Genomic DNA, 23,252 nt, shown 5'->3' on the forward strand with positions numbered 1-23,252 from the left:
ATATTTCAAGCCAATGAAAATCTCTCAAATCCTCCTAACATCCATTCTTTGTTTGGTTGTATGTTTAGTGCATGCACAAGACAACTTGAAAGCTAAATACCAATTATCCACAAAGGATACGCTCTTCAAATCGCCTTATATCGACCAAGATGAATGGCGTAATACGCCCGTTCGCCATCGCTATATTCACGGTGGATTTGCAGGAACAGAAACTCGTTTCTCTTTTTATTTTCCAGAAAAACAAAATTATCAAGGTCGTTTTTTTCAGTATATCACACCTTTTCCTGATAATGAAAATCTTTCGCAAGGAGCAAAGGGAGAAGACGACAAAATTAGTTTTTCGATTAGTAGTGGAGCATACTTTATCGAAACGAATGGAGGTGGAAAAGTAGATTTTGCTAAACCATCTTTTAATTCAGACCCTTCAATTGGAGCATTTAGGGCAAATGCCGCTTCGGCTTCTTTCTCTAAAATTGTTGCAGGCAAACTTTATGGTACTCATCGTACATACGGCTATGCTTTTGGAGGAAGTGGTGGAGCTTACCGTACTATTGGAAGTATCGAAAATACTGATGGCGTGTGGGATGGTGTAGTACCTTATGTATTAGGCTCGCCAATGGCTATTCCTAACGTATTTGCTGCAAGAATGAACGCCATGAGAATACTACATGATAAGTTTCCTCAAATTATTGATGCCTTAGATGCAGGTGGCAGTGGAGATATGTATGCAGGATTGAACGCAGAAGAAAAGGAAGCCTTGAGCGAAGTTACCAAAATGGGCTTTCCGCCACAATCTTGGTTTGGCTATAAAACTATGGGGATTCATTGCTCTGTATCAAGGAATGAGAATGGCTGATGCTAAATTTTTTGAAGATTTCTGGAAAGTAAAGGGGTATTTAGGAGCAAATCCGACGGCATCACTTTTGAAGGCAAGACTTCAGAAAACATCCAAAATAAAAGCAGGTATTAACATTGATGAGGCCGTAAAATTGGGTATTAAAGAACCTGAAACGGCTGGAGAAAGAGGTTCGGCTGATTTGGCTTGGAAAAGCATGGGAGGCGTAGAAGGGAAAATGCCTGTGGCTTTTCAAATTGAAGATATACTACCCGATGTCAATTTTATGGGTGGCGATTTGGTCATAAAAACAGGGGAAGCCGCTGGTAAAACGATTCAGTTGGCAAGTATCAAAGATGATAAAGTGGTTTTTGGCCCTGTTGATTTGTCGGTTTTAGCCAAAATAAAAGTTGGAGATGAAGTATATATCGACAATTCTAATTTCTTAGCTGTTCAAACTTATCACCGTCACCAAGTTCCCGGTAAAGAATATAAAGTTTGGGACCAATTTCGTGATGCAGAAGGTAAACCGATTTACCCGCAACGTCCTTTTCTGTTAGGCCCATTATTTACCAGAGGTGCAGCAGGAGTGTTACCAACTGGAAAATTCAAAGGTAAAATGATTCTACTTTGTTCACTTTGGGACAGAGAGGCTTTTGCTTGGCAAGGCGACTTTTACAGAGATATGGTAAAAGCGAATTTAGGAGAAAAAACAGATGATAATTTCAGATTATGGTACACCGACCGTGCTTTGCATGGCGATTTGTCTAAGCAGGAAGACCCAACCAGAACGGTAAGTTATTTAGGCGTTTTGCAACAAGCCTTGCGTGACCTGAGTGCTTGGTGTGAAAAGGGAATTACTCCGTCAGCTTCTACTAATTATCAAATCGAAGATGGTCAAGTAATCGTGCCTTCCACCACTGCTGAACGTAAGGGCATTCAGCCAATTGTAAAACTTACGGTAAAAGGCGAGAAGAAAAAAGTAATCAAACAAGGACAAACCCTAACCTTTACCGCAGTGGTAGATGTACCTAAAAACACAGGCAAATTGGTTTCGGCAGAATGGGATTTTGATGGAAAAGGAGATTTCCCGATTAGTTCTAAAAAGATAACATTTGATGCCAAAAATAGCCAAGCAAGCGTTTCTATTACTTATAAATTTACGACAAAAGGTACTTATTTCCCTACTGTAAGAGTAGCATCACAAAGAGATGGAGACAGTAAAACGCCTTTTGCACGCATCCAGAATTTGGATAGGGTTAGGGTTATTGTTCAATAGTTTTTTGCTAAAAGATGGCTTGTCAATTGCAGAGCGATGGGAAGTCCAAGGTTTTAACAGGTTATCATCTCTGCTTTACTACAATGAAATATTTACTCCCAATGAAAATAATTACTCGATATAGCATTGCATTTCTTTTGATTTGTATGATTTGTGTAAATCAGCTTTTTTCACAAAATACAAATCCTGATTTATTGTTTAAACCTTGGCAAGCGTCTTGGATTACTCCTCAAAATATCAATCCGAATGCCTATGGAGTGTATTACTTCCGCAAACCTTTTGAACTTAGTCATAAGCCCAATTCTTTCACTATTCATGTTTCTGCTGACAATCGTTATAAGCTTTTCGTGAATGAAAAGCTGGTTTCTCTTGGCCCTGCCCGTGGCGACCTCGACCATTGGAATTATGAAACCGTTGATATTGCGGCTTATCTAAAAGAGGGAAATAATATCATTGCTGCCCAAGTTTGGAACGAAGGAGAAGTTAGACCCGAAGCTCAAATTACTTTCCGTACCGCTTTTATTTTACAGGGTGCAAGTGACAAAGAGGCTTTTCTTAATACAAACGAAACTTGGAAATGCCTTCAAGACGATAGCTATGCACCTTTGGTATTCAATATTAATACTTATTATGTTGCAGGCTCTGGCGAAATTCGCCAACTTGAAAAACATCCTAAAAATTGGCAATCTCAAACTTTTAATGACGCACATTGGCAAAATGCCCAGAAGCTATTTAATGGAATGCCTAAAAACTTCTACCGTTATAATGGCTTTTCTACGGGTTGGCGACTTGTTCCTTCATCCATCCCTCAAATGGAGTTGCGAGATGAAAGATTTCAAAAAATAGCGAAAAAGGAAGGTAATGTTTTACTTCCTGCTGATTTCCCATCGACTAAAAGAGAGATAACCATACCTGCAAATACAAGCGTTAGAATCATGCTGGACCAAAGTTATCTGACCAATGCGTATCCAAACGTAATTTTTAGCGGTGGAAAAAAGGCAAGTATTACGATGAAATATGCAGAAGCTTTGTTCAAAGAGTTTCCCATAAAAGCAAACCGAAACGATATTGAGGGGATGAAATTTATCGGTAGAACCGATAGCCTCATTTCTGATGGAAGTGATAATCAAAAATTCACAACGCTTACTTTTCGTACTTATCGTTATGTTGAACTTTCCATTAAAACGCAAGAAAGTCCACTTACTTTAAACGACATCTATGGCACATTTACAGGCTATCCTTTTGAATTAAAATCGAAAATTGAAAGCAGTATTCCAGAGTTAGACAACTTCCTGACTATTGGCTGGCGAACCGCTCGTTTATGTGCTACAGAAACTTACATGGATTGTCCGTACTATGAACAATTGCAATATATTGGCGATGGGCGTATCCAAGCGTTGGTTTCGCTTTACAATACAGGCGATGACCGTTTAGTGAAAAATGCACTCAATTTGATGGATTTCTCAAGAATCCCAGAAGGGCTAACCTCCAGTCGTCACCCTTCTTATACGCCCCAGTATATTCCCACTTTTTCATTATGGTATATTGGAATCTTACATGATTATAGTCGCTATGGGACAGATTTAGACTTTGTGAGGGCTAAAATGGGAAGTGTTCGTCAGGTTTTTGAATATTTCAAAAAATACCAACAAGCAGACGGCTCATTGAAAGATGTACCTTATTGGATGTTTACCGATTGGGTAGATTTTAAAGAATGGAATGATGGTATCGGTCCAAGTTCACACGGTAATTCTGCTATGCTCGACTTGCAGCTATTATGGGCGTACCAAATTGCGGTCGATTTAGAAACAAAATTTGGAATGCCTGAATTGGCTCTACGTTATCAAAAATCAATTGATTTATTAGCCAAAACTATTCGAGATAAGTATTGGGACAGCGATAAAAAACTATTTGCCGACCGTATCGAAAAAGATATTTTTTCGCAACATACCAATGCCTTAGCCATCTTAACGGGAATCGTTGCCACCAAAGATTTACCCCATTTGACAAAGCAACTTTTGACCGATAAGACATTAGCACCAGCTTCTATTTATTTTAAATATTATCTGCATCAAGCCTTGATAAAAGCGGGTTTAGGTAATGACTATTTAAAATGGTTGGATAAATGGCGAGAAAACCTCAGCATGGGATTGACTACTTGGGCAGAAACTTCTGATTTGACCAATACTCGTTCAGACTGTCATGCTTGGGGTTCAAGTCCGAATATTGAATTTTACAGAACAATTCTTGGCATTGATAGCGACGCTCCTGCATTTAAGGCTGTTAAAATTGAACCTCATTTAGGAGATATTCAGACAATAAAAGGAGAAATGCCACACCCAGATGGCAAAATAAAGGTGGATTATAAATTAGTCAATAACAAACTAAAGGCAATAATTGAATTGCCCAAGGTTACAAAAGGACGGTTTGTTTGGCAAGGGAAAACCTATCCTTTGAAAGGTGGAATCAATACCATAAAGATATAATCATTTTAAAACAAAACTATCAAGATGAATAATAAGCAAAATCGTTAAAAGTACTTTTTATGATACAACAGCATATCAGATGTCTGTTGATTTCTTATGCTATTACTTCAACATTATACAATGAATTATAAAGCAATCACTATTTGGATGTTAGCATTTTTAATGATGCTAACATCCAATTTATATGCTCAGTTGTTACCTTATAAAAATAAAGCATTAAGCCCTGAGCAAAGAGCCAAAGACTTACTTTCGAGAATGACGCTCGATGAAAAAATCATGCAATTGCAATGTATTTGGTCTCAAAAAGCAGATGTCTTCACCAATGGGGTATTTGATGAAACAAAAGCCTCAAAACTTTTGGGCTTAGGTTTGGGTGAAATTGCTCGTAGCAATGAAAATAAAACGCCCAATTTACCGGGCTTTCATGTTACGCTACCACCCAAACAAGCAGCCATTCAATACAATAAAATACAGCGTTTTTTTGTAGAAAAAACTCGTTTAGGCATCCCCGTCATGGTACACGAAGAAGGGCTACATGGACAGCAAGTACAAGACGCTACGAACTTCCCTATACCAATGGCATTGGCAAGCTCTTGGAATGAAGCCTTGTTTTCGGAAGTTTACTCAAATGTAGCCGAAGAAATCAGGGCGAGAGGGGGGCAACACGTGTTAGCTCCCGTAGTAGATGTGGTGCGTGACCCACGTTGGGGACGTACCGAGGAGTGCATGGGCGAAGACCCATTTCTCAATGCTCGTTTAGGAGTAGCCCAAGTAAAGGCATATCAGGGAAATAGTATTTATTTAGACAAAAAACACGTAGCGGCTACACTCAAGCATTTTGGCGTTCATGGACAAAGCGAAGGAGGAAACAACGTTGCTCCGAGTTTTGTGGACGAACGACAAGCCAGAGAAGTCTATTTTAAACCTTTCCAAGCGGCAGTAAAAGAGGCTCAACCCATGAATATCATGGTGACATACAACGAGTTGTGGGGAATTCCAGCACATGCCAATAAAAAACTCCTTACAGATATTCTTAGAAAAGAATGGGGCTTTAAAGGGCTGATAAATTCTGATTATTACGCCGTAAGCGATTTAGTCAATCTCAATAAAATTACGCCATCAGTAGATGAAGCTGGTTTTTTAGCATTTAAAGCAGGCATTGATATTGAATTGCCCGACCGAGAAGGTTTTAAAAACCTGAAAACTTATCTCGTGAATGGTAAAATCACACAAAGAGAATTGGATGAAGCTGTGAGCAAAGTCCTTATCAATAAATTTCGAGTAGGCTTATTTGATGACCCTTATGTTGACCCAGATTACGCCGAAAAAATCGTAGGAAATGCACAAAAAAGAGCAGTTGCCTATAAAGCGGCAAGTGAATCAATGGTTTTACTGAAAAATGAGAACAACTTTTTACCTTTAAACAAAGAAGCAATTAAAACCATCGCTTTGATTGGTCCTAATGCCGATAGATGTATTTTAGGTGGCTATTCTTCTACTCCCAAAAATTGTATTTCTCCTCTACAGGCTATCAAAGAAAAATATGGCGATAAGATTAAGATACTCTATTCAGAAGGAGTAAGGCTAACAGATGTAAATAGTCCTTTTCCCGAAAAAATCAGGCTTGTTCCTCGACAAGACAATGATAAAAGAATAGCGGAAGCAATAGAAGTTGCCAAACAAGCTGATGTCATTGTGCTTTTTGTTGGAGCAAACGAGGCTACCAGTCGTGAAGGATATTATACTGGTGCACCCGGCGACTTATCTACGCTTGAAATGCTCAATGGACAAATCGACTTAATCAACCAAATTGCAGCTTTGCAAAAACCTACCTGTGCCGTTGTGAATAGTGGCACAACGCTGAATCTTCAACCTTTGATAGACAAAGTACCCGCCATCATGCAAGCATGGTTTTTAGGACAAGAAGGAGGTTATGCCATGATTGATGCCCTCTTTGGCGACATCAATCCAAGTGGAAAACTGACCATTAGCTTTCCAAGAAGTGCTGGACACGTACCTGCGTATTATAGTTATAAACCAAGTTCACGAAGAGGCTATAATTTAGGCTTAGATGTTACGCCGTTGTTTCCATTTGGATACGGTTTGAGCTACACCCAATTTGAGTATAGCAATGTAAGACTTTCTTCGCCATCAATGGATAAGCAGGGTAAAGTAACCGTAAATATTGATGTGAAAAATATTGGTAAAAGAAACGGGGCAGAAGTAGTGCAAATGTATATCAGAGATGATTTTTCATCAGTGCCAAGACCCGTTAAAGAGTTGAAAGGCTTCAAGAAAATATGGCTGAAAGCTGGCGAAAGTCAAACGGTTTCTTTCAGTATTGATAAAGAATTACTTTCATTTTATGATAAAGATATGAAATGGGTAATTGAATCAGGCGATTTTACGATTATGGTTGGTGGTTCGTCTGATAAAACGATGGACGTAAAGCTAAAAGTAAAATAAAATCTTTCGTTTAGTTTTAGGACTCATGCAATTTAGTTGAAAGCCATAAAACAATATTGTTGAAAGTATTAAACTTTTTTAAAACAGACAATGGATAAGAGTACATATCATTTGAAATTTCAACTATCATACAAGTTTATTGTAATGACAACCTTGCTTAGTACGTTGTATTTTGTTTCATCCGCTCAAAAGATTAAACCACGCAGGGAAATTGGAAATAAAAAACGGTACAAATCTATTGTACCAGGCCAAGAGTGGCTCGATACGGATGGAAAGCCGATTCAAGCACATGGCTTCTCCGTCTTTTATAAAGACGGAACATATTATTGGTATGGAGAAAATAAGGAGAAAACAGTAAAAGGAAGCAATGTTTGGACTTGGGGTATAAGATGTTATACCTCTAAGGACTTTTATAATTGGAAAGACAGAGGCTTAATCATTCAACCTGACACACTTGATGCCTTATCACCTTTAAATCCCTCACAAGGCATTGACAGACCTCATATTATTTATAATGCAAAGACGAAGAAATTTGTTTGTTGGATTAAACTTTTAGGTACAGATGGGCAATTCATGACGGTACTTACAGCTAATAATTTTATGGGGCCCTACAAAATTGCCAACAAGGCTATACGCCCCAATGGACTGGAAGCAGGAGATTTTGATTTGTATGTGGATGAAAAAACAGGTAAAGGCTACTTTTGGCATGAAAGACCACACTATGAATTGATTTGTGCAGAATTGACCGACGATTATACCTCTGTAAATGGAAAATATTCCGTGCATTATTCAGGCTTAATTCCACCCGATACCCGTGAAGCACCAACGCACTTTGTAGCAAATGGAAAACATTATTTATATACATCTGGTACCACGGGTTACTCGCCAAACAAAAGTCGTATTTCAACTTTTGATGATTATCATGGAGCATACAAAGACTTAGGAAATCCACACCCTGCCGATAGTACATACAGTTCATACTGTTCGCAAATTACTGAGGTTATAAAAATACCGGGTAAAAAGAATCTCTATGTGGCACTTGCTGACAGATGGATGCCTGAATGGTGCGGAACAGACAAACCCAAACAAGAGGTTGAAAAAATAAGGCAAAGGTTTTTAGGACATAAACCCAACCCTATAAATTATGCTAAAGTAACGCTAATAGATAGAACTGGTGAAAAAAGAGAAGATTGGGATGCTCGAAGTAAAGCAAATTATGTTTGGCTACCGATTGTTTGGGAAAAAGGAGTACCCAATATCTATTGGAAAAATGAATGGAAACTTGAAGAGTATAAATAAGGTTGTTCTCTTGTTTCATACGGTATAGACTTGTTCTGTAAATACTCGTGTATTCTATTAAGTAGCTTTTGATAGAATACACGATTTAAGAACTAACTTGTAGCTATAATCTGCAACCGTTCCAAATTCTAACCAAGGCATCTTGTCGAAATAGAGAGTGTAACGATTGGTAAACAAACTCCGTAGTTGAAAGGTTATAGCAAGCGTATATTTGTATTATTTACTCAGTTAGAGGCTATTTCAACACTTTTTAGTATGGAAGACTCAAACATTTTAGGTAAATAATTTTGTAGAAAAAGTATCACTCCTGTCATTTTTCGCCTTTGTTGGATATAACTCAACAAAGGCGAAAATAGCGTTATGTTAAAGCCAAGCCTTGAGTTTATTCTACCCCGCAGGCATATTGGTCTTTATTGATTCAGCTCTACTTCAAACTTCATCCCAAAGGTTTTCTAAGGTGTAGCCACTGCCCTCTAAGCACCAAAAATCACCCTTAATATATCGGTAATGTTGATCTAATTGATTGATTTTCTCCATTTCTAAAGAGCTAAGTTCAATAGTAGCCGCTTCCAGATTTTCTTTTAACCTTTGTGGATTTACGGATTTTGGAATGACCGATGTGCCTCTATTGATTGCCCAAGCAAGCATAATTTGTGCGGGTGTATTTCCTTTCTCTTGGGCAATGTCTATAATTGTTTTATTTTCAAACAGCTTGGGTTCACCTGCTGAAATCCTATTCAAAGGTCTATCAGACGAACCAAGAGGGCAAAAACCCGTGAGGATGATATTGTTGGCATTGGCAAATTCTACAATTTTATTTTGTTGAAGAAATGGATGCAGTTCTAATTGTAGGGCTTCTGGACAAACGCCAGTTTCATTAATTAATTCATTGATTTTTTTAATGCTAAAATTTGAAACACCGATATGCTTGGTCAAATTATTTTCTTTTAAAGCAATCATCCCCTGCCAAGTTTCCGCCAAAGGAATGTGCTTCAAGTCAATCATCTCACTTCCATCTTTTGGATAGTTTACGCTGTTTATAAGTGCTACTGGCCAATGAATCAAGTATAAATCTAAGTAATCAAGTCTCAGACTATCCAATGTTATTTCAATAGTTGGTTGAATATCAACTATTTTATGGCGATTATTCCATAGTTTTGAGGTAATCCAAAGCTCATTTCTGGTTACCTCTTTATTATTGATTGCATCAGAAATTGCCTGCCCTATTTCGTGTTCATTACCATAGATTAAGGCACAATCAAAATGGCGATAACCAATTTCGATGGCTTTTCTAACGGTTTGATAAATCTCACCTTTGGCTGATTTCCAAGTACCTAAACCCAACATTGGGATTTTGTCATTATTACTAAATTGAAGATATTTCATGAATTTTTGTTATCAATTTGATTGTTTTGTGTATTCAGTTTTTAGTGGGATGACCAAAAACAAATCACTCAGCCTTTACGTATTTCCTCCAATGATGTTGTTCTTTGAATCCAAGTACTTCTCGGATTTTTCGATTAGAAAACAAGGCTTCGTGTTCGCCTAATTCACGAGTAAGTGGTACGTTGGGAAAAAACCTTTCAACTAATTCTTTACTTGGAATAATAGCACCGTTGTGGTCATTTCCAGCATTAAAAATCTGAAAACCAAGCCCTTCTTTCTGTAAACATAAATTTACAATTTGTCCTAAGTCACGGGCATCTATATAACAAAAAGCATTTCTGCGACGAACTTCAGGATTTTTAAAGTAATGTGGGAATAGTTCAGCGTATTCATGAGGTTCAATCACATTTCCGATTCGGAGAGCATAAATATCAATGCCTGAACGTCGCTGGAAACTCTGTGCCGTTTTTTCATTCACAACCTTTGATAATCCGTAACTATCCATAGGATCCACATCATAATCTTCTTCAAGTGGTAATGATTTCGGGTCAGTTTGTCCATCTGAAAAACAGATTCCATAGGTCGTTTCCGAAGAAGCAATAATAATCTTTTTAATACCCAGTTTAACAGCTGCCTCAATCACATTATACGTCCCTATGGTGTTCACTCGAAAGGTTTCATTATCTGGTTTAATCAAAATTCTGGGAACTGCGGCAAAATGTACTACTGCATCAAATTTTGGTACGCCATTACCACCTTCCAATTCACCTAAGCCTATGTAAGAACTCATGGCATTAAACATTTGTCCAGCATCCGTGATGTCAGCTATTAGGTTTTCAACCCCGACAAGATTCAAAGGTGTTATATCCACGTTCAGTACCTTGTGTCCTTGTTCGAGCAAATATGCAATTACGTACTTTCCTGCTTTTCCTGAACCACCTGTAAAAAGAATTCTCATTTTTTTATTTGTTTATTGAATTAATAAGGGTTTTACTTGTTAATAACCCAAAGTTTCTGATTTGGTTTGGGCTACTCGACCCGATGAAAAATTACAATTAATCAAGATGGGAAAAATTTGAAGTTTCATCAGTAACGAAGTTAAAAGTTTATTTTCAGGAATCCCATTAGCCAATAATTTAGCAAGACAAAACTTTATTTCAGAGTTTAATCGTTATAACCTTTGAGGTACAAGGGTTCTCCCACGTGTCGAGTACTCGTTGACAGATAAAGGAAAAGCTCAAAAAAATGTGTTTATCGAAATGCCAGAATGGGTAAATACGTACCTTATATCTCCTCTTTTATGAATGGCTAAATCGAAATCATTTGTGAGTGATGTTAAGCCTGTTTTTATAAAAGTCAATTAAAGGAAGCCCGAAATTCAAGTGGACTTTGCTTTGTTTTTGTCTTAAATAATTTATTAAACGACTGTGAATGTTCAAATCCCAAACCGAAGGCTATTTCACTAACAGATAATTCGGTAGTTGATAATTTATCTTTGGCTTTTTCAATGAGTTTTTCGTGAATATGCTCTTGTGTAGTTTTACCCGTAAGTTGTTTGAGCATGCTACTCAAATATTTGGCTGACAAATTTAAATTATCTGCAAAATATTGCACAGTTGGAAGCCCATTTGAAAGCAATGCTTCATTATCAAAATAATCATTCAGAAGGTCTTCTAATTTACTAACAATACTATTATTGGTAATTTTTCTTGCGATAAACTGGCGTTCATAAAATCGCTGTGCATAAGTAAATAGTAGTTCTAACTGAGCTATTACTACATCTTGGCTAAATTTATCAATGTTGTTATTAAACTCTAATTTGATATTATCAACGATATTATTTATAATACTTTCTTCTTTTTCAGATAGAAAAAGGGCTTCATTGGTCGCATACCCAAAATAATCGTATTGTTTTATTTTTTTAGCAAGTGCTGTATTCCATAAAAAATCAGGATGAATAAACATCATCCAACCTCGAAGGTCGGGAGGTGTACCATTTTCTTCACCTCGCAGTATTTGTCCGGGCGACATAAAAGCCATTAATCCGCCATCAAAATCATACTTCTGTTGCCCATATAAAAGGTTATCACATCCACGTTTTAGCGAAACAGCATAAAAGTCAAAAATGACAGCATTGACATTGCTTTCAGATTTTAAGTTAGCTACATCAATAATACTGATGAGTGGATGATGCGGATTTTGAAGCCCCAAAAGGCGGTATCCTTCATTAATTGTTTTGATTCTATATGGTTTTGAATGAGTCATTTTTAACTAAAGATTGTGTCGTTTGAAAGGATATTTTAATTTAATCATTATTAGGGAGATAGCAATAAATATCGTTTCCAACAGAGCTAATCCGTAATCTCCAGCTTTTAGCAATAAAACCTTTATCAGGATGTAAATCATAGCATTCAAAACATTGGCTAAAAAAAATGTTTGTGGAATACATAGCATCAATCCAATAAAGATAGATAAAACTCCAAAATAGGGCATGACAGATTGTTGAACACCTAAATGATTCATTGTTTCGATTTGTTGAGGCGTTAATGGTTGAAATGCGTCCCAACCATGTTTTAAGCTCAGATATACGGATAGTACAAGTAAGATGACTGCTATGATTCTCATATTGCTATTTTTTATTTACTGAGGTCAAGTTTTAAACACATTGCTCAAGATTTACTTTCTTGAAAAGCCAATTGCAAAGGCAAAGACCTTAATCGTTTCCCTGTCAAGTTAAAAACCGCATTAGCGATGGCTGGGGCAATGGGTGCAATTGGCGGTTCGCCAACACCAGAAGGCATATCAGCCCCTTCGTGTAAAATTACTTCTATTTCGGGTGCATCACTCAGCCTAACTACTTGATAATTATGAAAATTGGTTTGTTCAAATTGCCCATTTTCGATAGTACCTTGTTCGTACAGACTTGCACTTATTGCCATCATAGTAGCTCCTTCTACTTGCTGACGTATTCCATCTGGATTAATAATTTTTCCTGGGTCAATGGCTTGTATAACCTTGGTTACTTTAATCAAGCCGTCTATAATTTTAACCTCAACTACCGCCGCCGAAATTGTTTTACGGTCATCGCAAATAGCCAAACCACGCCCAATATCTGTCGGTTTTGATAAATGCCAGCCTGATTTTTCAGCTATTATTTCAAGTATTTTTTTTCTTCGTCCTAACTGAACTGTATCATCACAATGGTCAATTCTAAACTTTAGCGGATTTTCATTCGCCTTATATGCCAATTCATCCATAAAACTTTCTATCGCAAAAGTATTAGCAAACATTCCCACTCCTCGCCACATACTTGTTTCAAAAGGGAGATTGTTATGCCAAACGGTAGTCTTGATATTGGGAATTTGGTAAGCACATCGAGAGCCATGTCCTGCAACTACAAAATCTGCTCCTAAAATAGGTTCTGCAATGGCAGGAAGAGCCTTGAACGCCATTGGTCCCGTAGCAATGTCATGTTCGAAAGCTAAAATTTTACCATCTTTCCCCAGTTTCCCTTTTAAAACATGATGCGTGTTGGGTCTGACATATCCATTTTGAAATTCTTGCTGACGGGTATAAAGTAAGTGAACAGGTTTACCTACGGCCTTTGATAACTTTACAGCCTCGACAACATTACTTTTGAATGATTTTCGTCCAAATCCACCTCCCAAATAAGCAGGTATAATGTCAATATTTTCTTTTTCGATGTCTAAAGCTTCTGAGACAACAGTTTGTATATAAGCTGGATTTTGAAAAGAGGTGTAAAGGGTTACTTTATTATCTTGATAATCAGCCACGACAATTGAAGGCTCTAAACACGCATGAAAACCAATAGGTGTACGAAACTCGCCAATGATTGCTTGGTTGGATACTTTATTGGTATCACCATCATTTTGAATATTTACTTCATTTCCATTACCGACAGTTATTAATTTTTCAATATCTTTTGTGTTGATATTTGGGGCAAAGTCCCAATCAGCTTTTATTCTTTCAACAGCCGTTTCAGCAGCAAATCGGGTAGTTGCTACTACACCAATCCAAGTATTTTCTTCAACTATTTTTAATACTCCCTTCGTATTTTTGGCATTGCTCGTATCAACACTTTTCAGTTTTCCATTAAAATAAGGACTGTAAAGTACTGCTCCATAAACCATATCGGGCAGAGTGACATCAATCCCATAAATAGGTTTCCCAAGAATTTTATCTGGTAAATCAATTCTTTTGGCTTCTTTTCCTACATATTTAAAATTGTTGGAAGACCTTAATATAGGCTTTTGAGCAATTTCCCATTTACTAATTTGCTTGGCTAAGTCAGCATAGGATATTTTCTTATCAGCACTTATCAACATTCCATCTTTTGTAGAGATGGAAGAAACTGGAATATCCCATAATTTAGAAGCTTGAAGTTTGAGCGTTTCTCGCAATGTAGCTGCAACTTCACGAATAATTACATAAAAAGATGATGTGCTATTGCTTACACCCGTATTTGAAAGTACACCATTTTTAGAATTGGCATGAACTACTTTTATTTTATCAAGCTGAATATCTAATTCCTCAGCAGCAAGCATGGCAAAACCTGTAAAGATACCTTGTCCCATTTCGACCTTTGGCGATTTTAAGGTAATAGTATTATCAGCATTCAATTCAAACCATAATTTTGGGTCTAAATCCGAAACATCTGCTCCTATTTCCATTTCGGAGACGATGTCACTAATTTTTCTTCTAATGGGTTGTCTTCCAAAATAGAGTAAAGCCAACACTCCCGTTAAGCCTGAACCAGATATTGCCAAAAAATTTCTTCTTGAAAATCCCTTTTTGTTTTTTTTATCAGTGTTTTCCATCGTTTTTTAATTTTGCAGCTAAAAGAATTACTTTAATAATTCGAGGATGCGTGCCACATCGACAGATATTTGAAATACCGTTTTTAATATCCTCAACGGTAGGGTTAGGGTTTTCTGCTAAAAGTTTAGCGGCAGCCATCATAAAACCCGATTGACAGTAACCACATTGTGGAACTTGAATATCAAGCCATGCCTGTTGTACTGGATGCAAGTGGGTTTCATCTTCGGAGAGGCCTTCGATAGTAGTTATTTTCTTCCCATTTGCCATTTGGACAGGGTAAGAACATGAGCGGATTAACTCTCCGTCAACATAAAGAGAGCAAGCCCCACATTGGGCTTTCCCACAACCAAACTTTGTTCCTTTGAGTTTTACCTCATCACGAATGAGCCAAAGCAAAGGCATATTAGACTCTACATCCAAAGTTGTGGGCTTGTTATTGATAGTTAGCGTCAGTTTCATATTAAATCAATTGAGTAACTTTTATATAATTTTTTACTACTGCAATATTTATAAAAATTAGATAAAAGATGTAGCCCAAAGACATAATGTTGTAGCCAAAAGGAAGATGTCTATGCCGAAGTTCCCCCACGAGTTGAGTACTCGTTGACGGAGAAAGGGAAAGCACTAAAAAACGTGCTTATCGAAATGAGAGAGTGGGGCAATCAGTACGGGATACAGGAACATAAGACTTTGAGTAACCAAACCTCCATACGACCAACCCAATACATTAAACTGTTGAATACCTAAATAGTCAAGGAGTTTGATAATTTCTTTGGCTACGTCAATGGTATTTAAAGGAAGTTCGCCTTCCGAAAGACCAATACCCGAATAGTCGAAAATAATAACCGTATTTTGAACTGCTAATCCGTCTAAAAAAAGTGGGTCCCAAGTGTCTAAAACACCTCTAAATCTATTCACTAAAACAAGGTGTTCACCAGTACCAAACTGAGGATATGCTCTTTTTTTACCATCAATCATGGCAAATTGAGTTGCTGCGGTTAAGGCTAAAGATTCTTTTTCGAGTAATTCTTATGTATTTTTCATCTGAGTTATTTTCTAAATTGTTAAGTGATTTGACAGGTTGTGTGAATCAATATTAATGTCCGTGAGTGGCAATACTTACCTCTTTCCAAGCTTCAATTTCTTCGAGGCGATTTTTATATACTTGATTCACCACATGGTAGGCGATTTTTCCTAATAATAATCTTTGAGGTGGATTTTCACTGTTGACTACTTTCAAAATGGCTTCTACGGTAGCTTCTGGTTTTCCCAAGTGGCTGGATTTTCGCCAGAGGCTGCAAAGGCTGAACGTACTGGTGCGTAGTCTTCGATGCTGGAACGACTAACCCATTTCAGCGGAAGAATAGCACAGAAATACGAAAGAGGGAGATTTGTGATAGAACCGTTGATTTGTGCCACAAAAAAAACTGATACCTGAGCTTTTCAACAAAGCTATATTGAGCTTTCTAACAAAGAAGTCCCATGATTTTCAGATGAACTTTGCAGAAACAAAATTCAAGAAAAATGACAAAGGTTTGGTTTATTACAGGTAGCTCAAAAGCCTTGCTTTAGAAGCACTAACAAACGGTGATAACGTAGTTGCCACCGCAAGAAATGTTTCACAACTAAATGATTTGGTGGAACAATTCCCTAATCAGGTATTAGCTCTTCCGTTGGACGTAAGCAATAAGGTTCAGATTGACACTGCCGTTGCTGAAGCAGTAAATCATTTTGGTAAAATTGACGTATTGGTCAATAATGCGGGATTTGGTATCACGGGTGCAGCCGAGGCATTTACTGATGAACAAGTTCGTAGTCAGTTAGAAGTGAACTTATACGCTCCTATCGAAATCACTCGTGTTGTTTTACCTTTTATGCGTAAACAACGTTCTGGACGCATCCTTCAAATTAGTTCTATTGGTGGACGTGTCGGAAACCCAGGGCTAACCATGTATCAAGCAGCCAAATTTGGTTTGGCAGGTTTTACTGAAGCACTAAGCAAAGAAGTAGCACCTTTGGGAATCAAAGTAACATCCATTGAACCGGGCGGTTTTCGTACCGACTGGGCTGGTGCATCTATGAGCTTTGCCGAAGATATCGAGGGTTATGAAACTACTGTCGGTGGTATGAAAGGATATATTTTATCAGGAAAATATGTGCCTGTGGGAGACCCAGCCAAAGCTGCTAAAGTAATGTTTGAACTGGCATCACATCCAGAGCCACCTGTGCATTTGGTATTGGGAAGCGAAGCAACGGCTATTTTGAGAAGTGCTGATGAAAACCGAAAAGCTGAGTTTGAAAAATGGCTTGCCGTAAGTAACTCTACCGACCACGACGAAGCAGAGAGTATCTTTGAAACAGAAGAGGGTAGGAAGTTTTTGAGCAGTAGAGGAATTATTGAAAAAGCATAATTTCTTGTATTTCAATCAACGAGCGAATTGATTCGCTCGTTGATTGAAAATTCAAAGCTTGTGAAAATTGTATTAATACTGAAAACTGATTAATTTGAACCTAATATGAAAGCTGAAAACGAGAATAAAAAACGTGCGAGTATTACCTACTCTTGCTATTACAAACAAAGCAGAGAAGGTTAGCAGTTTGTGCCTGACCATGTATTGAGTTACCAAATTACAGGCACTTCGATTCTCAGCGACGGAAATAGTCAGTATGAATCGGGTGAAGGAACTTTTCGTTTTATCAGACGCAATCAACTTCTAAAATTCAGCAAACATCCTCCTGCTAATGGTGAATACCAATCACTGAGTATTTTCTTTACACAAGAAACTTTAAAAAGTTTTAGTTTAGCCTACGAAGTACTCTCTGAACAAAAGCCACACGAGCAGTTTATATTTAGCCTACAAACAAATTCTTTACTCGAAAGTTACGTCAATTCTTTACTGACCTATCGCCAAAGTACCATTTTGGAAAACGCCCAAATGGTTGATATAAAGCTATATGAAGGGATTTTGCTAATATTACAAACCAATCCTGCCTTAAAGGATATTTTGTTTGATTTTAATGACCCACACAAAATTGATTTGGAGTCATTCATGAATAAAAATTATCATTTCAATGTTCATTTAGAGCGTTTTGCCTATCTTACAGGTAGAAGCCTGGCGACTTTTAAAAGAGATTTTGAGAAAGTATTTGGTGTTTCGCCGAGGCATTGGTTACAACAAAAACGCCTCAAAGAAGCCTATTATCTTATCCATGAGAAGGGAAAAATAGCTTGAGATATTTATCTTGATTTAGGCTTTGAAGACCTATCCCATTTCTCTTTTGCCTTTAAAAAAACGTATGGCGTTGCACCAACTAAACTAATATCCATTCAAGATAACAGTCTTCATTCCTCGAACTGATAACAGATTGGGGGATGAAGGCTAAAGTATTACCCTGCAATTGACTCAATCGCAGGAAAGTCCACAGTAATTTTTGTGTTAGCAAAGACATAATTAGTAAATGTTCTTAGGGTAATTAATCCGATAAGCTCAATAAGGGCTTTTTCGTCGTAGCCTACTTCAAAAAAATGCTCTAAGGCTTCTTCACCGGCATTTCCTTTGTTGTTGGCAATAGATGTAATTCGAACAAGCTTCATTTACTTCAAAATTTATTATCTTGTAACCTCATTACTACAACAGCCATGGACAAATTGACACATTATAAAAGCGTTTCTGAATTACATGAAAAAAGTGGCTATCCGCCTCCTGCCAATCCTTTAATCAGTCTAATGCTTGAAAAAAATTAAATCAGGCTACGTTTTGTACGGAAAAACCAAGTACAATAATAATGGTTCGATGGTTTTTATGAAACCACGTCAAATTATTGAAGTAAGTAATGTACAATTTGCCGAAAAAGGCTTTGTGATTTTTGTACATGAAGATTACTTAACGGGTTATAACCTACACAGCCTAATTAAAAAGTATGGCTATTTTGAATATGAAATCAATGAAGCATTGCACATTTCGCCTGCAGAAGAGGGAGTGTTCACAAAACTGTGTCGGTTGATTTATTAAGTTAGGTGGTTAGCAGTCTGTTCGTATAAATTTCCCTCCTATTCCCAATCTCATTTTTAGTCGTTTTTTAATTTTCTCGATCATTGGAGTATTCCTCCTTTTTATAATAGAATGATTATCAATTCATTTTGACTTTTTTCTTAATTGTCATAGAAATAAGTACTATGCAAAGTTCTGCGTCAATAATGCCAGATTAATTTTTGTCATTAGTATTCTTTTTGTTAGAAGTAATATTAACCAAAATAGGTTTTGATGACATAATTGATACAAGTTTTATAAGTCAAATTTCAGTGGCGAACCGTTCGGCGTCAGTATTTATCAATAGCATATTAACTGAGATAGTAGCGTTTTCAAACATTTTGGTTACTTGAAATTGATATGGCTATTATTAGTTATGATGCGACATTATAGAATCCTATGATGTAGATGATGAAGTGTATCATGAAATAATCATACTGCTGCATTCATTTCACATCGTTTTACAAAACAAGCATTGGAGCAAAAATCCAATGGGTTTATCTCTACGTCGCTTCTTCCTTTTTTGTTTTAAATCCTATTTCTCGCCATGAATACCGATATTTTAATACAATTATGACTATCCCTTCCAGCCTAAAGCTCTCAATGATTGTTTTATGGCGGTTTCTTGCTGTTTAAAGGACTCATCAAGTTCTTTGAATAGTAACGGATACATTTCCTTTACTTTGGCGTTTATAGCTGCTTTAAATGACGGTCTCTGTAAGTTTTCTTCTATGTTCAATTGTTTGTTGTAATCTACTCTTAGTTTTATACTCTCAATAAAATGTTCTTTTACAGTAGGATTTGTATTGAAGAAATGCTCGATAATCGCATTCTGGTTTTCATAATAGCTAATCCGCAATGATTCCAAAGCTTTCTCTTCTTGTTCTATCGTAGTCTGAAGAAGATTTTGTTGTTTTTTATCAGTGCTTGATTTGGTATTCGCCAAGGGTTTTATTTCAAAGAGTACTTCTTGTTGCATTAATTTTTGCAAGTAACCCATCAGGTTCTTAATCTTAGTACCGTTTGCTTGCTGTTTCTTCACTGTTTCAATTCGTTCTAAAACATAGTCAGGTGAATATTTTTCCAACCATTCGTTAATGGTTTTTAGGTTGATGCCTTCCCATGTTTTGATAGCATCATATACTTTGGACATTTCTTCATTTACATCATTTTCGTTACTCTCTGGCTGCTTACGCTCTTCTACCACAGTTTTATTGGAGTAAATATTAAAAATAATTGAATGTACTGCTTTCCCTCTTTTGTCTTCTTCAAAAGTAAAACGAATGTCTGTATAGTTTTCTAAGTCTTCTTGGGCTTTTAAAATCACTCTTTGTTTGAAATTAGCGTACAATGGATACTTGTCGGCAACTGCCAGTGTGTCTTTTAATTCGGTGAGTGTAAATATCCGTTTCCCAATTTTTTCATACTGTTTCAACAATTCGTAAATTCGAACCGAAAATGAACTTTGTAATTGTAACACGTTACGAACATCGTACATTAAAAATTGCGATTGTAACTGCAACAAAAAGGGCTTCATTTTGGGGTGAAACGAAATGTCAATATAGCTTCCCTGACTTTTACTTGTAAAACTGTCTAAACCTACGGCAATGTGCGTTAGAAATTCTTTTTCTCCTTCGTCTGTATCACGAACGATTTTAATTTCTTTTTTCATCAATTTTACCGCCCCTCCCTTCAATAAATTATAGGCTTGACGGTCGGTTGTAAGATTAAAATCTTCTATGACGTCCTTTAAATAAATACGGTATTCTTTGAAGTCTTCATCGTCAGGGAAAATCATAGTAAGCATCTTTGTAAAGACACGCATTTCCCATATATCAAAGCGATATTTTCCTTCAACAAGGTTATTAGATTTTCTTATAAGCTTTACAGATTGCGAGCTATCGCTATCATTTTTCTTCTTTTTCATCAAACTGACATTTATATAAATATAAAGATACCTAAATTTGTTATAGTTGACCCTAAATTTGTTATAATTATCCCTAAATTTGTTATAGCTGTTCCCTAAAAATGTTATAGTAATCCCTAAAAATGTTATAGTTGACCCTAAATTTGTTATAATAAAGCTCATAACTAATTGTTTATCAGTAAGTTACAACGCCCGAAAATACAGAAAATACAGAAAATACAAAGATAAAATACAACAACAGACGAATTTTGATTTTTTATTACTAAAAATAATAGGTTTGTTGTACTTTTTTGCTAAACCCTAATTTTAAACTCTCTTATATTCATCGTTTTTGAAATTAAAATACAAATGTTCGGCGAACCCTAAATTTGTTATAGTTGGCAAAGTTTCTTCCCTATTTTTGTTATACTTTATCAGCATTTTTATAGAAAAAAAGCGATTTTAACCAATCAAAACAGCATTTTTGAGCCATGCTTTAGTTAATTTTAACACTTGCCGTTTTGTACCCTAAATTTGTTATATTTAACTGATTTTATTATAACAAATAACTGGTTTTCAGTTATTTAAAAATTTAAGGGGACTATTTATAACAATTTTACCTACTGTATTTTTATTCCTTAACGAAGCTTATTAAGCGATTTTAAGTCTAAAAGACTACAAGTATAAATTATCTATTAGAAAAATGCTATTATTTGTCAAAAAAACTTGACAAAGTTTTTTATTTATCTTAATTTTAAGACAAATAAAAATGATAATATGCTTTCGCACGATAAAACCATCTTATTCCTAAGAAAAAATCCAGCCCTCTCTGTTTCTATTCTTGAAAAAGAAGCAGGGCTTCCAACGAGTACGCTCTCAAAGGCCCTCAATGGCGATAGGATTCTTAATACAAAACATCTCAATAGCCTATATCCCATTTTAGTAAAATACGGCTATAATGAAGTACAACACAACAAAGCAAGAGTGATTTCTATTGTGAACCACAAAGGAGGTGTAGGTAAAACCACTACTACAATCAACCTTGGGAGAGCTTTAAATAAATTGGGATTCAAAGTATTATTGGTAGATATGGACTCGCAAGGGAATTTATCACAATCTTTAGGCATTGACAATCCAGAAAAACAAGTAGTAAATGCTCTATTGAAAAATGAAGAATTGCCCGTTGTACAAATTGCTGAAAATTACGATTTATCGCCCAGTGATTTAGAATTAGCCTTTGCTGATTTAGAATTGGTTCAAGCAGTTGGAGGAGTAAATCAATTAAAAAATAAATTGAATCCACTCAAAGATAAGTATGACTATATTTTAATTGACTGTCCGCCTGCTTTAAATATTTTCACCAATTCAGCTTTGGTAGCCTCAAACGGATGTTTGGTAACATTGCAGCCAGAAGTATCGGCTATGAAAGGAATCAATAATTTATTTGAAAGGATTTCGCAAGTGCGTGAAAGAATCAATCCAGAGCTGATGGTAGAAGGAATTGTATTAACGATGGTTGATAAACGCCTAAAAGTACACCGTGATATGATTGACTATGTGTACCAAACATTGAATAATTTCAAAATCTATAAAACAGAAATTAGAAATAACGTTTCAGTGAAAGAATCTCAGATTTCACAGATTAATATTTTTGATTACGATTCAAATTCTAACGGAGCAATAGATTACATGAATTTGGCAAAAGAATTCTGTTCAAATTCATAAAACATTTCAGAAGACCTTATCATCATGGCAAAAAAATATATGGGCAGCCTTGGTACTGCAACAATCATTAAAGACCAAAGTCTTTTGAATCATGAGGCTATCAAACAACAAATTTATATTGTTGATGAACTCAGAGATCTAATTCCGCCACTCCAAGAAGAAGAATACAAACAATTAGAAAAAAATATCTTAGCCGAAGGATGTAGAGAAGCCTTAATGGTTTGGGAAACCACTAAAAATAATGTCGATACAACGCTTACTGATACTTCAACCGTTTATGTTTTAGTAGATGGACACAACCGTTATGGCATTTGTCAAAAGCATCAAATCAACTTTAAAATACATTTAGTTTCTTTTAATAATTTAAGAGAAGTTAAAGAGTATATGATTGATAATCAATTAGGTAGAAGGAATCTAATACCTGAGCAAGCATCTTATTTGAGAGGAATTAGATACAATGCTGAGAAGTTAGAAAAAGGCAAATATGTCCGAGATGAGCATAAAGGTCAAAATGTCCCTTATGCCTCCGAGGTCAAAAAAGAAAGTACTTCGCTCAAACTTGCCAAACAATATAATGTAAGTGAGAAGACGATTAAAAGAGATGCAGAATTTGCTGAAGGACTCAATTTACTTGACCCTTCGCTGAAAAAAGATATTTTATCAGGTAAAGTAAAAGCCAAAAAATCTGAAATTCAGCAACTTGCTCAAATTTCAGAAGTACCAGAAAAATCAATCACAACTTTGGAAGAAGTGTCAATGATTTTACAGACAAATGAACCCAAAGTATCAAAATCGGAAGATTTAGAGAATCACAAAACTGTGTTAATGAGCAAAATTCAAGAAATTGCCCTCAGCATTAACAGCAACGCAAGTCAAAGTCTTTGTGATGAGTTAATAAAATTATCACAAGCCTTGAAAAAAGTATTGTAAGGTTTTAAAGGCTTTTTAAGCAAAAAATCGGTACAGAAACATTTCTGTACCGATTTGTTTTTATAGCTTT

Annotated in this window: 20 protein-coding genes and 2 pseudogenes; 11 read left to right on the forward strand and 11 right to left on the reverse strand. The window is 36.2% G+C overall.

Features of this window, described 5'->3' with window-relative positions; genetic code table 11:
• The first annotated feature begins 13 nt into the window (after positions 1 to 13).
• From VB248_RS18385 to VB248_RS18405, 5 genes are all read left to right on the forward strand, one after another.
• Positions 14 to 856: a hypothetical protein gene (locus VB248_RS18385; protein WP_323298284.1), complete on the forward strand. Its 843-nt coding sequence runs from the start codon at positions 14 to 16 to the stop codon at positions 854 to 856.
• A complete protein-coding gene (locus tag VB248_RS18390; RefSeq protein ID WP_323298285.1) occupies positions 801 to 2,114 on the forward strand; it encodes a PKD domain-containing protein in 1,314 nt (437 codons plus the stop codon). Before VB248_RS18385 ends, VB248_RS18390 begins: the two co-directional genes overlap by 56 nt.
• A gap of 101 nt (positions 2,115 to 2,215) precedes the next feature.
• On the forward strand, positions 2,216 to 4,600 hold the full coding sequence (locus VB248_RS18395) for an alpha-L-rhamnosidase-related protein (RefSeq protein ID WP_323298286.1): 2,385 nt from the start codon (positions 2,216 to 2,218) through the stop codon (positions 4,598 to 4,600).
• A gap of 120 nt (positions 4,601 to 4,720) precedes the next feature.
• Positions 4,721 to 7,066, forward strand: a complete 2,346-nt coding sequence (locus tag VB248_RS18400; protein ID WP_323298287.1) for a glycoside hydrolase family 3 N-terminal domain-containing protein — start codon at positions 4,721 to 4,723, stop codon at positions 7,064 to 7,066.
• Between the two features lie 144 nt (positions 7,067 to 7,210).
• The gene (locus VB248_RS18405; protein WP_323298288.1) at positions 7,211 to 8,365 is read left to right on the forward strand and encodes a family 43 glycosylhydrolase; all 1,155 of its coding nucleotides are present in this window, start codon (positions 7,211 to 7,213) and stop codon (positions 8,363 to 8,365) included.
• Positions 8,366 to 8,794: 429 nt separating this feature from the next.
• Here the strand turns inward: VB248_RS18405 and VB248_RS18410 are convergent, their stop codons facing one another.
• On the reverse strand, positions 8,795 to 9,751 hold the full coding sequence (locus VB248_RS18410; protein WP_323298289.1) for an aldo/keto reductase: 957 nt from the start codon (positions 9,749 to 9,751) through the stop codon (positions 8,795 to 8,797).
• A gap of 64 nt (positions 9,752 to 9,815) precedes the next feature.
• Positions 9,816 to 10,709 (reverse strand): NAD-dependent epimerase/dehydratase family protein, encoded by an 894-nt coding sequence (locus VB248_RS18415; protein ID WP_323298290.1) that lies wholly within the window; start codon positions 10,707 to 10,709, stop codon positions 9,816 to 9,818.
• 250 nt (positions 10,710 to 10,959) lie between these two features.
• Here VB248_RS18415 and VB248_RS22620 point away from each other — a divergent pair.
• Positions 10,960 to 11,055 (forward strand): annotated as a pseudogene (locus VB248_RS22620) (hypothetical protein); the annotation flags it as partial.
• Between the two features lie 52 nt (positions 11,056 to 11,107).
• On the opposite strand, the gene VB248_RS18420 reads toward VB248_RS22620, so the two are convergent.
• The 7 genes from VB248_RS18420 to VB248_RS18450 all read right to left on the reverse strand — a co-directional run bounded on the left by VB248_RS18420 (position 11,108) and on the right by VB248_RS18450 (position 16,009).
• Positions 11,108 to 12,016 (reverse strand): helix-turn-helix domain-containing protein, encoded by a 909-nt coding sequence (locus VB248_RS18420; protein ID WP_323298291.1) that lies wholly within the window; start codon positions 12,014 to 12,016, stop codon positions 11,108 to 11,110.
• 6 nt (positions 12,017 to 12,022) lie between these two features.
• Complete coding sequence (locus VB248_RS18425) at positions 12,023 to 12,376, reverse strand: hypothetical protein (protein ID WP_323298292.1); 354 nt, start codon at positions 12,374 to 12,376, stop codon at positions 12,023 to 12,025.
• Positions 12,377 to 12,420: 44 nt separating this feature from the next.
• Positions 12,421 to 14,589, reverse strand: a complete 2,169-nt coding sequence (locus VB248_RS18430; RefSeq protein WP_323298293.1) for a xanthine dehydrogenase family protein molybdopterin-binding subunit — start codon at positions 14,587 to 14,589, stop codon at positions 12,421 to 12,423.
• A complete protein-coding gene (locus VB248_RS18435) occupies positions 14,576 to 15,049 on the reverse strand; it encodes a (2Fe-2S)-binding protein (protein ID WP_323298294.1) in 474 nt (157 codons plus the stop codon). The genes VB248_RS18430 and VB248_RS18435 overlap by 14 nt, the downstream gene beginning before the upstream one ends.
• Positions 15,050 to 15,214: 165 nt before the next feature.
• A complete protein-coding gene (locus VB248_RS18440; RefSeq protein WP_323298295.1) occupies positions 15,215 to 15,568 on the reverse strand; it encodes an alpha/beta fold hydrolase in 354 nt (117 codons plus the stop codon).
• A 118-nt stretch (positions 15,569 to 15,686) separates the two neighbouring features.
• Positions 15,687 to 15,863, reverse strand: coding sequence for a hypothetical protein (locus tag VB248_RS18445; RefSeq protein WP_323298296.1), 177 nt, complete (start codon positions 15,861 to 15,863; stop codon positions 15,687 to 15,689).
• Entirely contained in the window at positions 15,839 to 16,009 is a 171-nt protein-coding gene (locus tag VB248_RS18450; RefSeq protein ID WP_323298297.1) for a hypothetical protein, read from the reverse strand. Before VB248_RS18450 ends, VB248_RS18445 begins: the two co-directional genes overlap by 25 nt.
• Before the next feature lie 200 nt (positions 16,010 to 16,209).
• On the opposite strand from VB248_RS18450, the pseudogene VB248_RS18455 reads away from it, so the two are divergent.
• Positions 16,210 to 17,001: pseudogene (locus tag VB248_RS18455) on the forward strand (SDR family NAD(P)-dependent oxidoreductase); the annotation flags it as partial.
• 189 nt (positions 17,002 to 17,190) lie between these two features.
• On the forward strand, positions 17,191 to 17,823 hold the full coding sequence (locus VB248_RS18460) for an AraC family transcriptional regulator (RefSeq protein ID WP_323298298.1): 633 nt from the start codon (positions 17,191 to 17,193) through the stop codon (positions 17,821 to 17,823).
• A gap of 155 nt (positions 17,824 to 17,978) precedes the next feature.
• Here VB248_RS18460 and VB248_RS18465 read toward each other — a convergent pair whose 3' ends face one another.
• A complete protein-coding gene (locus tag VB248_RS18465) occupies positions 17,979 to 18,185 on the reverse strand; it encodes a carboxymuconolactone decarboxylase family protein (protein WP_323298299.1) in 207 nt (68 codons plus the stop codon).
• A gap of 136 nt (positions 18,186 to 18,321) precedes the next feature.
• Here VB248_RS18465 and VB248_RS18470 point away from each other — a divergent pair, with 136 nt between their 5' ends.
• The gene (locus VB248_RS18470) at positions 18,322 to 18,603 is read left to right on the forward strand and encodes a hypothetical protein (RefSeq protein ID WP_323298300.1); all 282 of its coding nucleotides are present in this window, start codon (positions 18,322 to 18,324) and stop codon (positions 18,601 to 18,603) included.
• 595 nt (positions 18,604 to 19,198) lie between these two features.
• Here VB248_RS18470 and VB248_RS18475 read toward each other — a convergent pair.
• Positions 19,199 to 20,548 (reverse strand): replication initiation protein, encoded by a 1,350-nt coding sequence (locus VB248_RS18475; RefSeq protein ID WP_323298301.1) that lies wholly within the window; start codon positions 20,546 to 20,548, stop codon positions 19,199 to 19,201.
• Positions 20,549 to 21,253: 705 nt separating this feature from the next.
• Between VB248_RS18475 and VB248_RS18480 the strand changes: the two genes are divergently transcribed.
• Positions 21,254 to 22,252: a ParA family protein gene (locus VB248_RS18480; RefSeq protein WP_323298302.1), complete on the forward strand. Its 999-nt coding sequence runs from the start codon at positions 21,254 to 21,256 to the stop codon at positions 22,250 to 22,252.
• Positions 22,253 to 22,276: 24 nt separating this feature from the next.
• Complete coding sequence (locus tag VB248_RS18485; RefSeq protein WP_323298303.1) at positions 22,277 to 23,182, forward strand: ParB N-terminal domain-containing protein; 906 nt, start codon at positions 22,277 to 22,279, stop codon at positions 23,180 to 23,182.
• Positions 23,183 to 23,252 lie beyond the last annotated feature (70 nt).

Origin of the sequence: Arcicella rigui, assembly GCF_034929435.1 — a bacterium.
Lineage (GTDB): Bacteria > Bacteroidota > Bacteroidia > Cytophagales > Spirosomataceae > Arcicella > Arcicella rigui.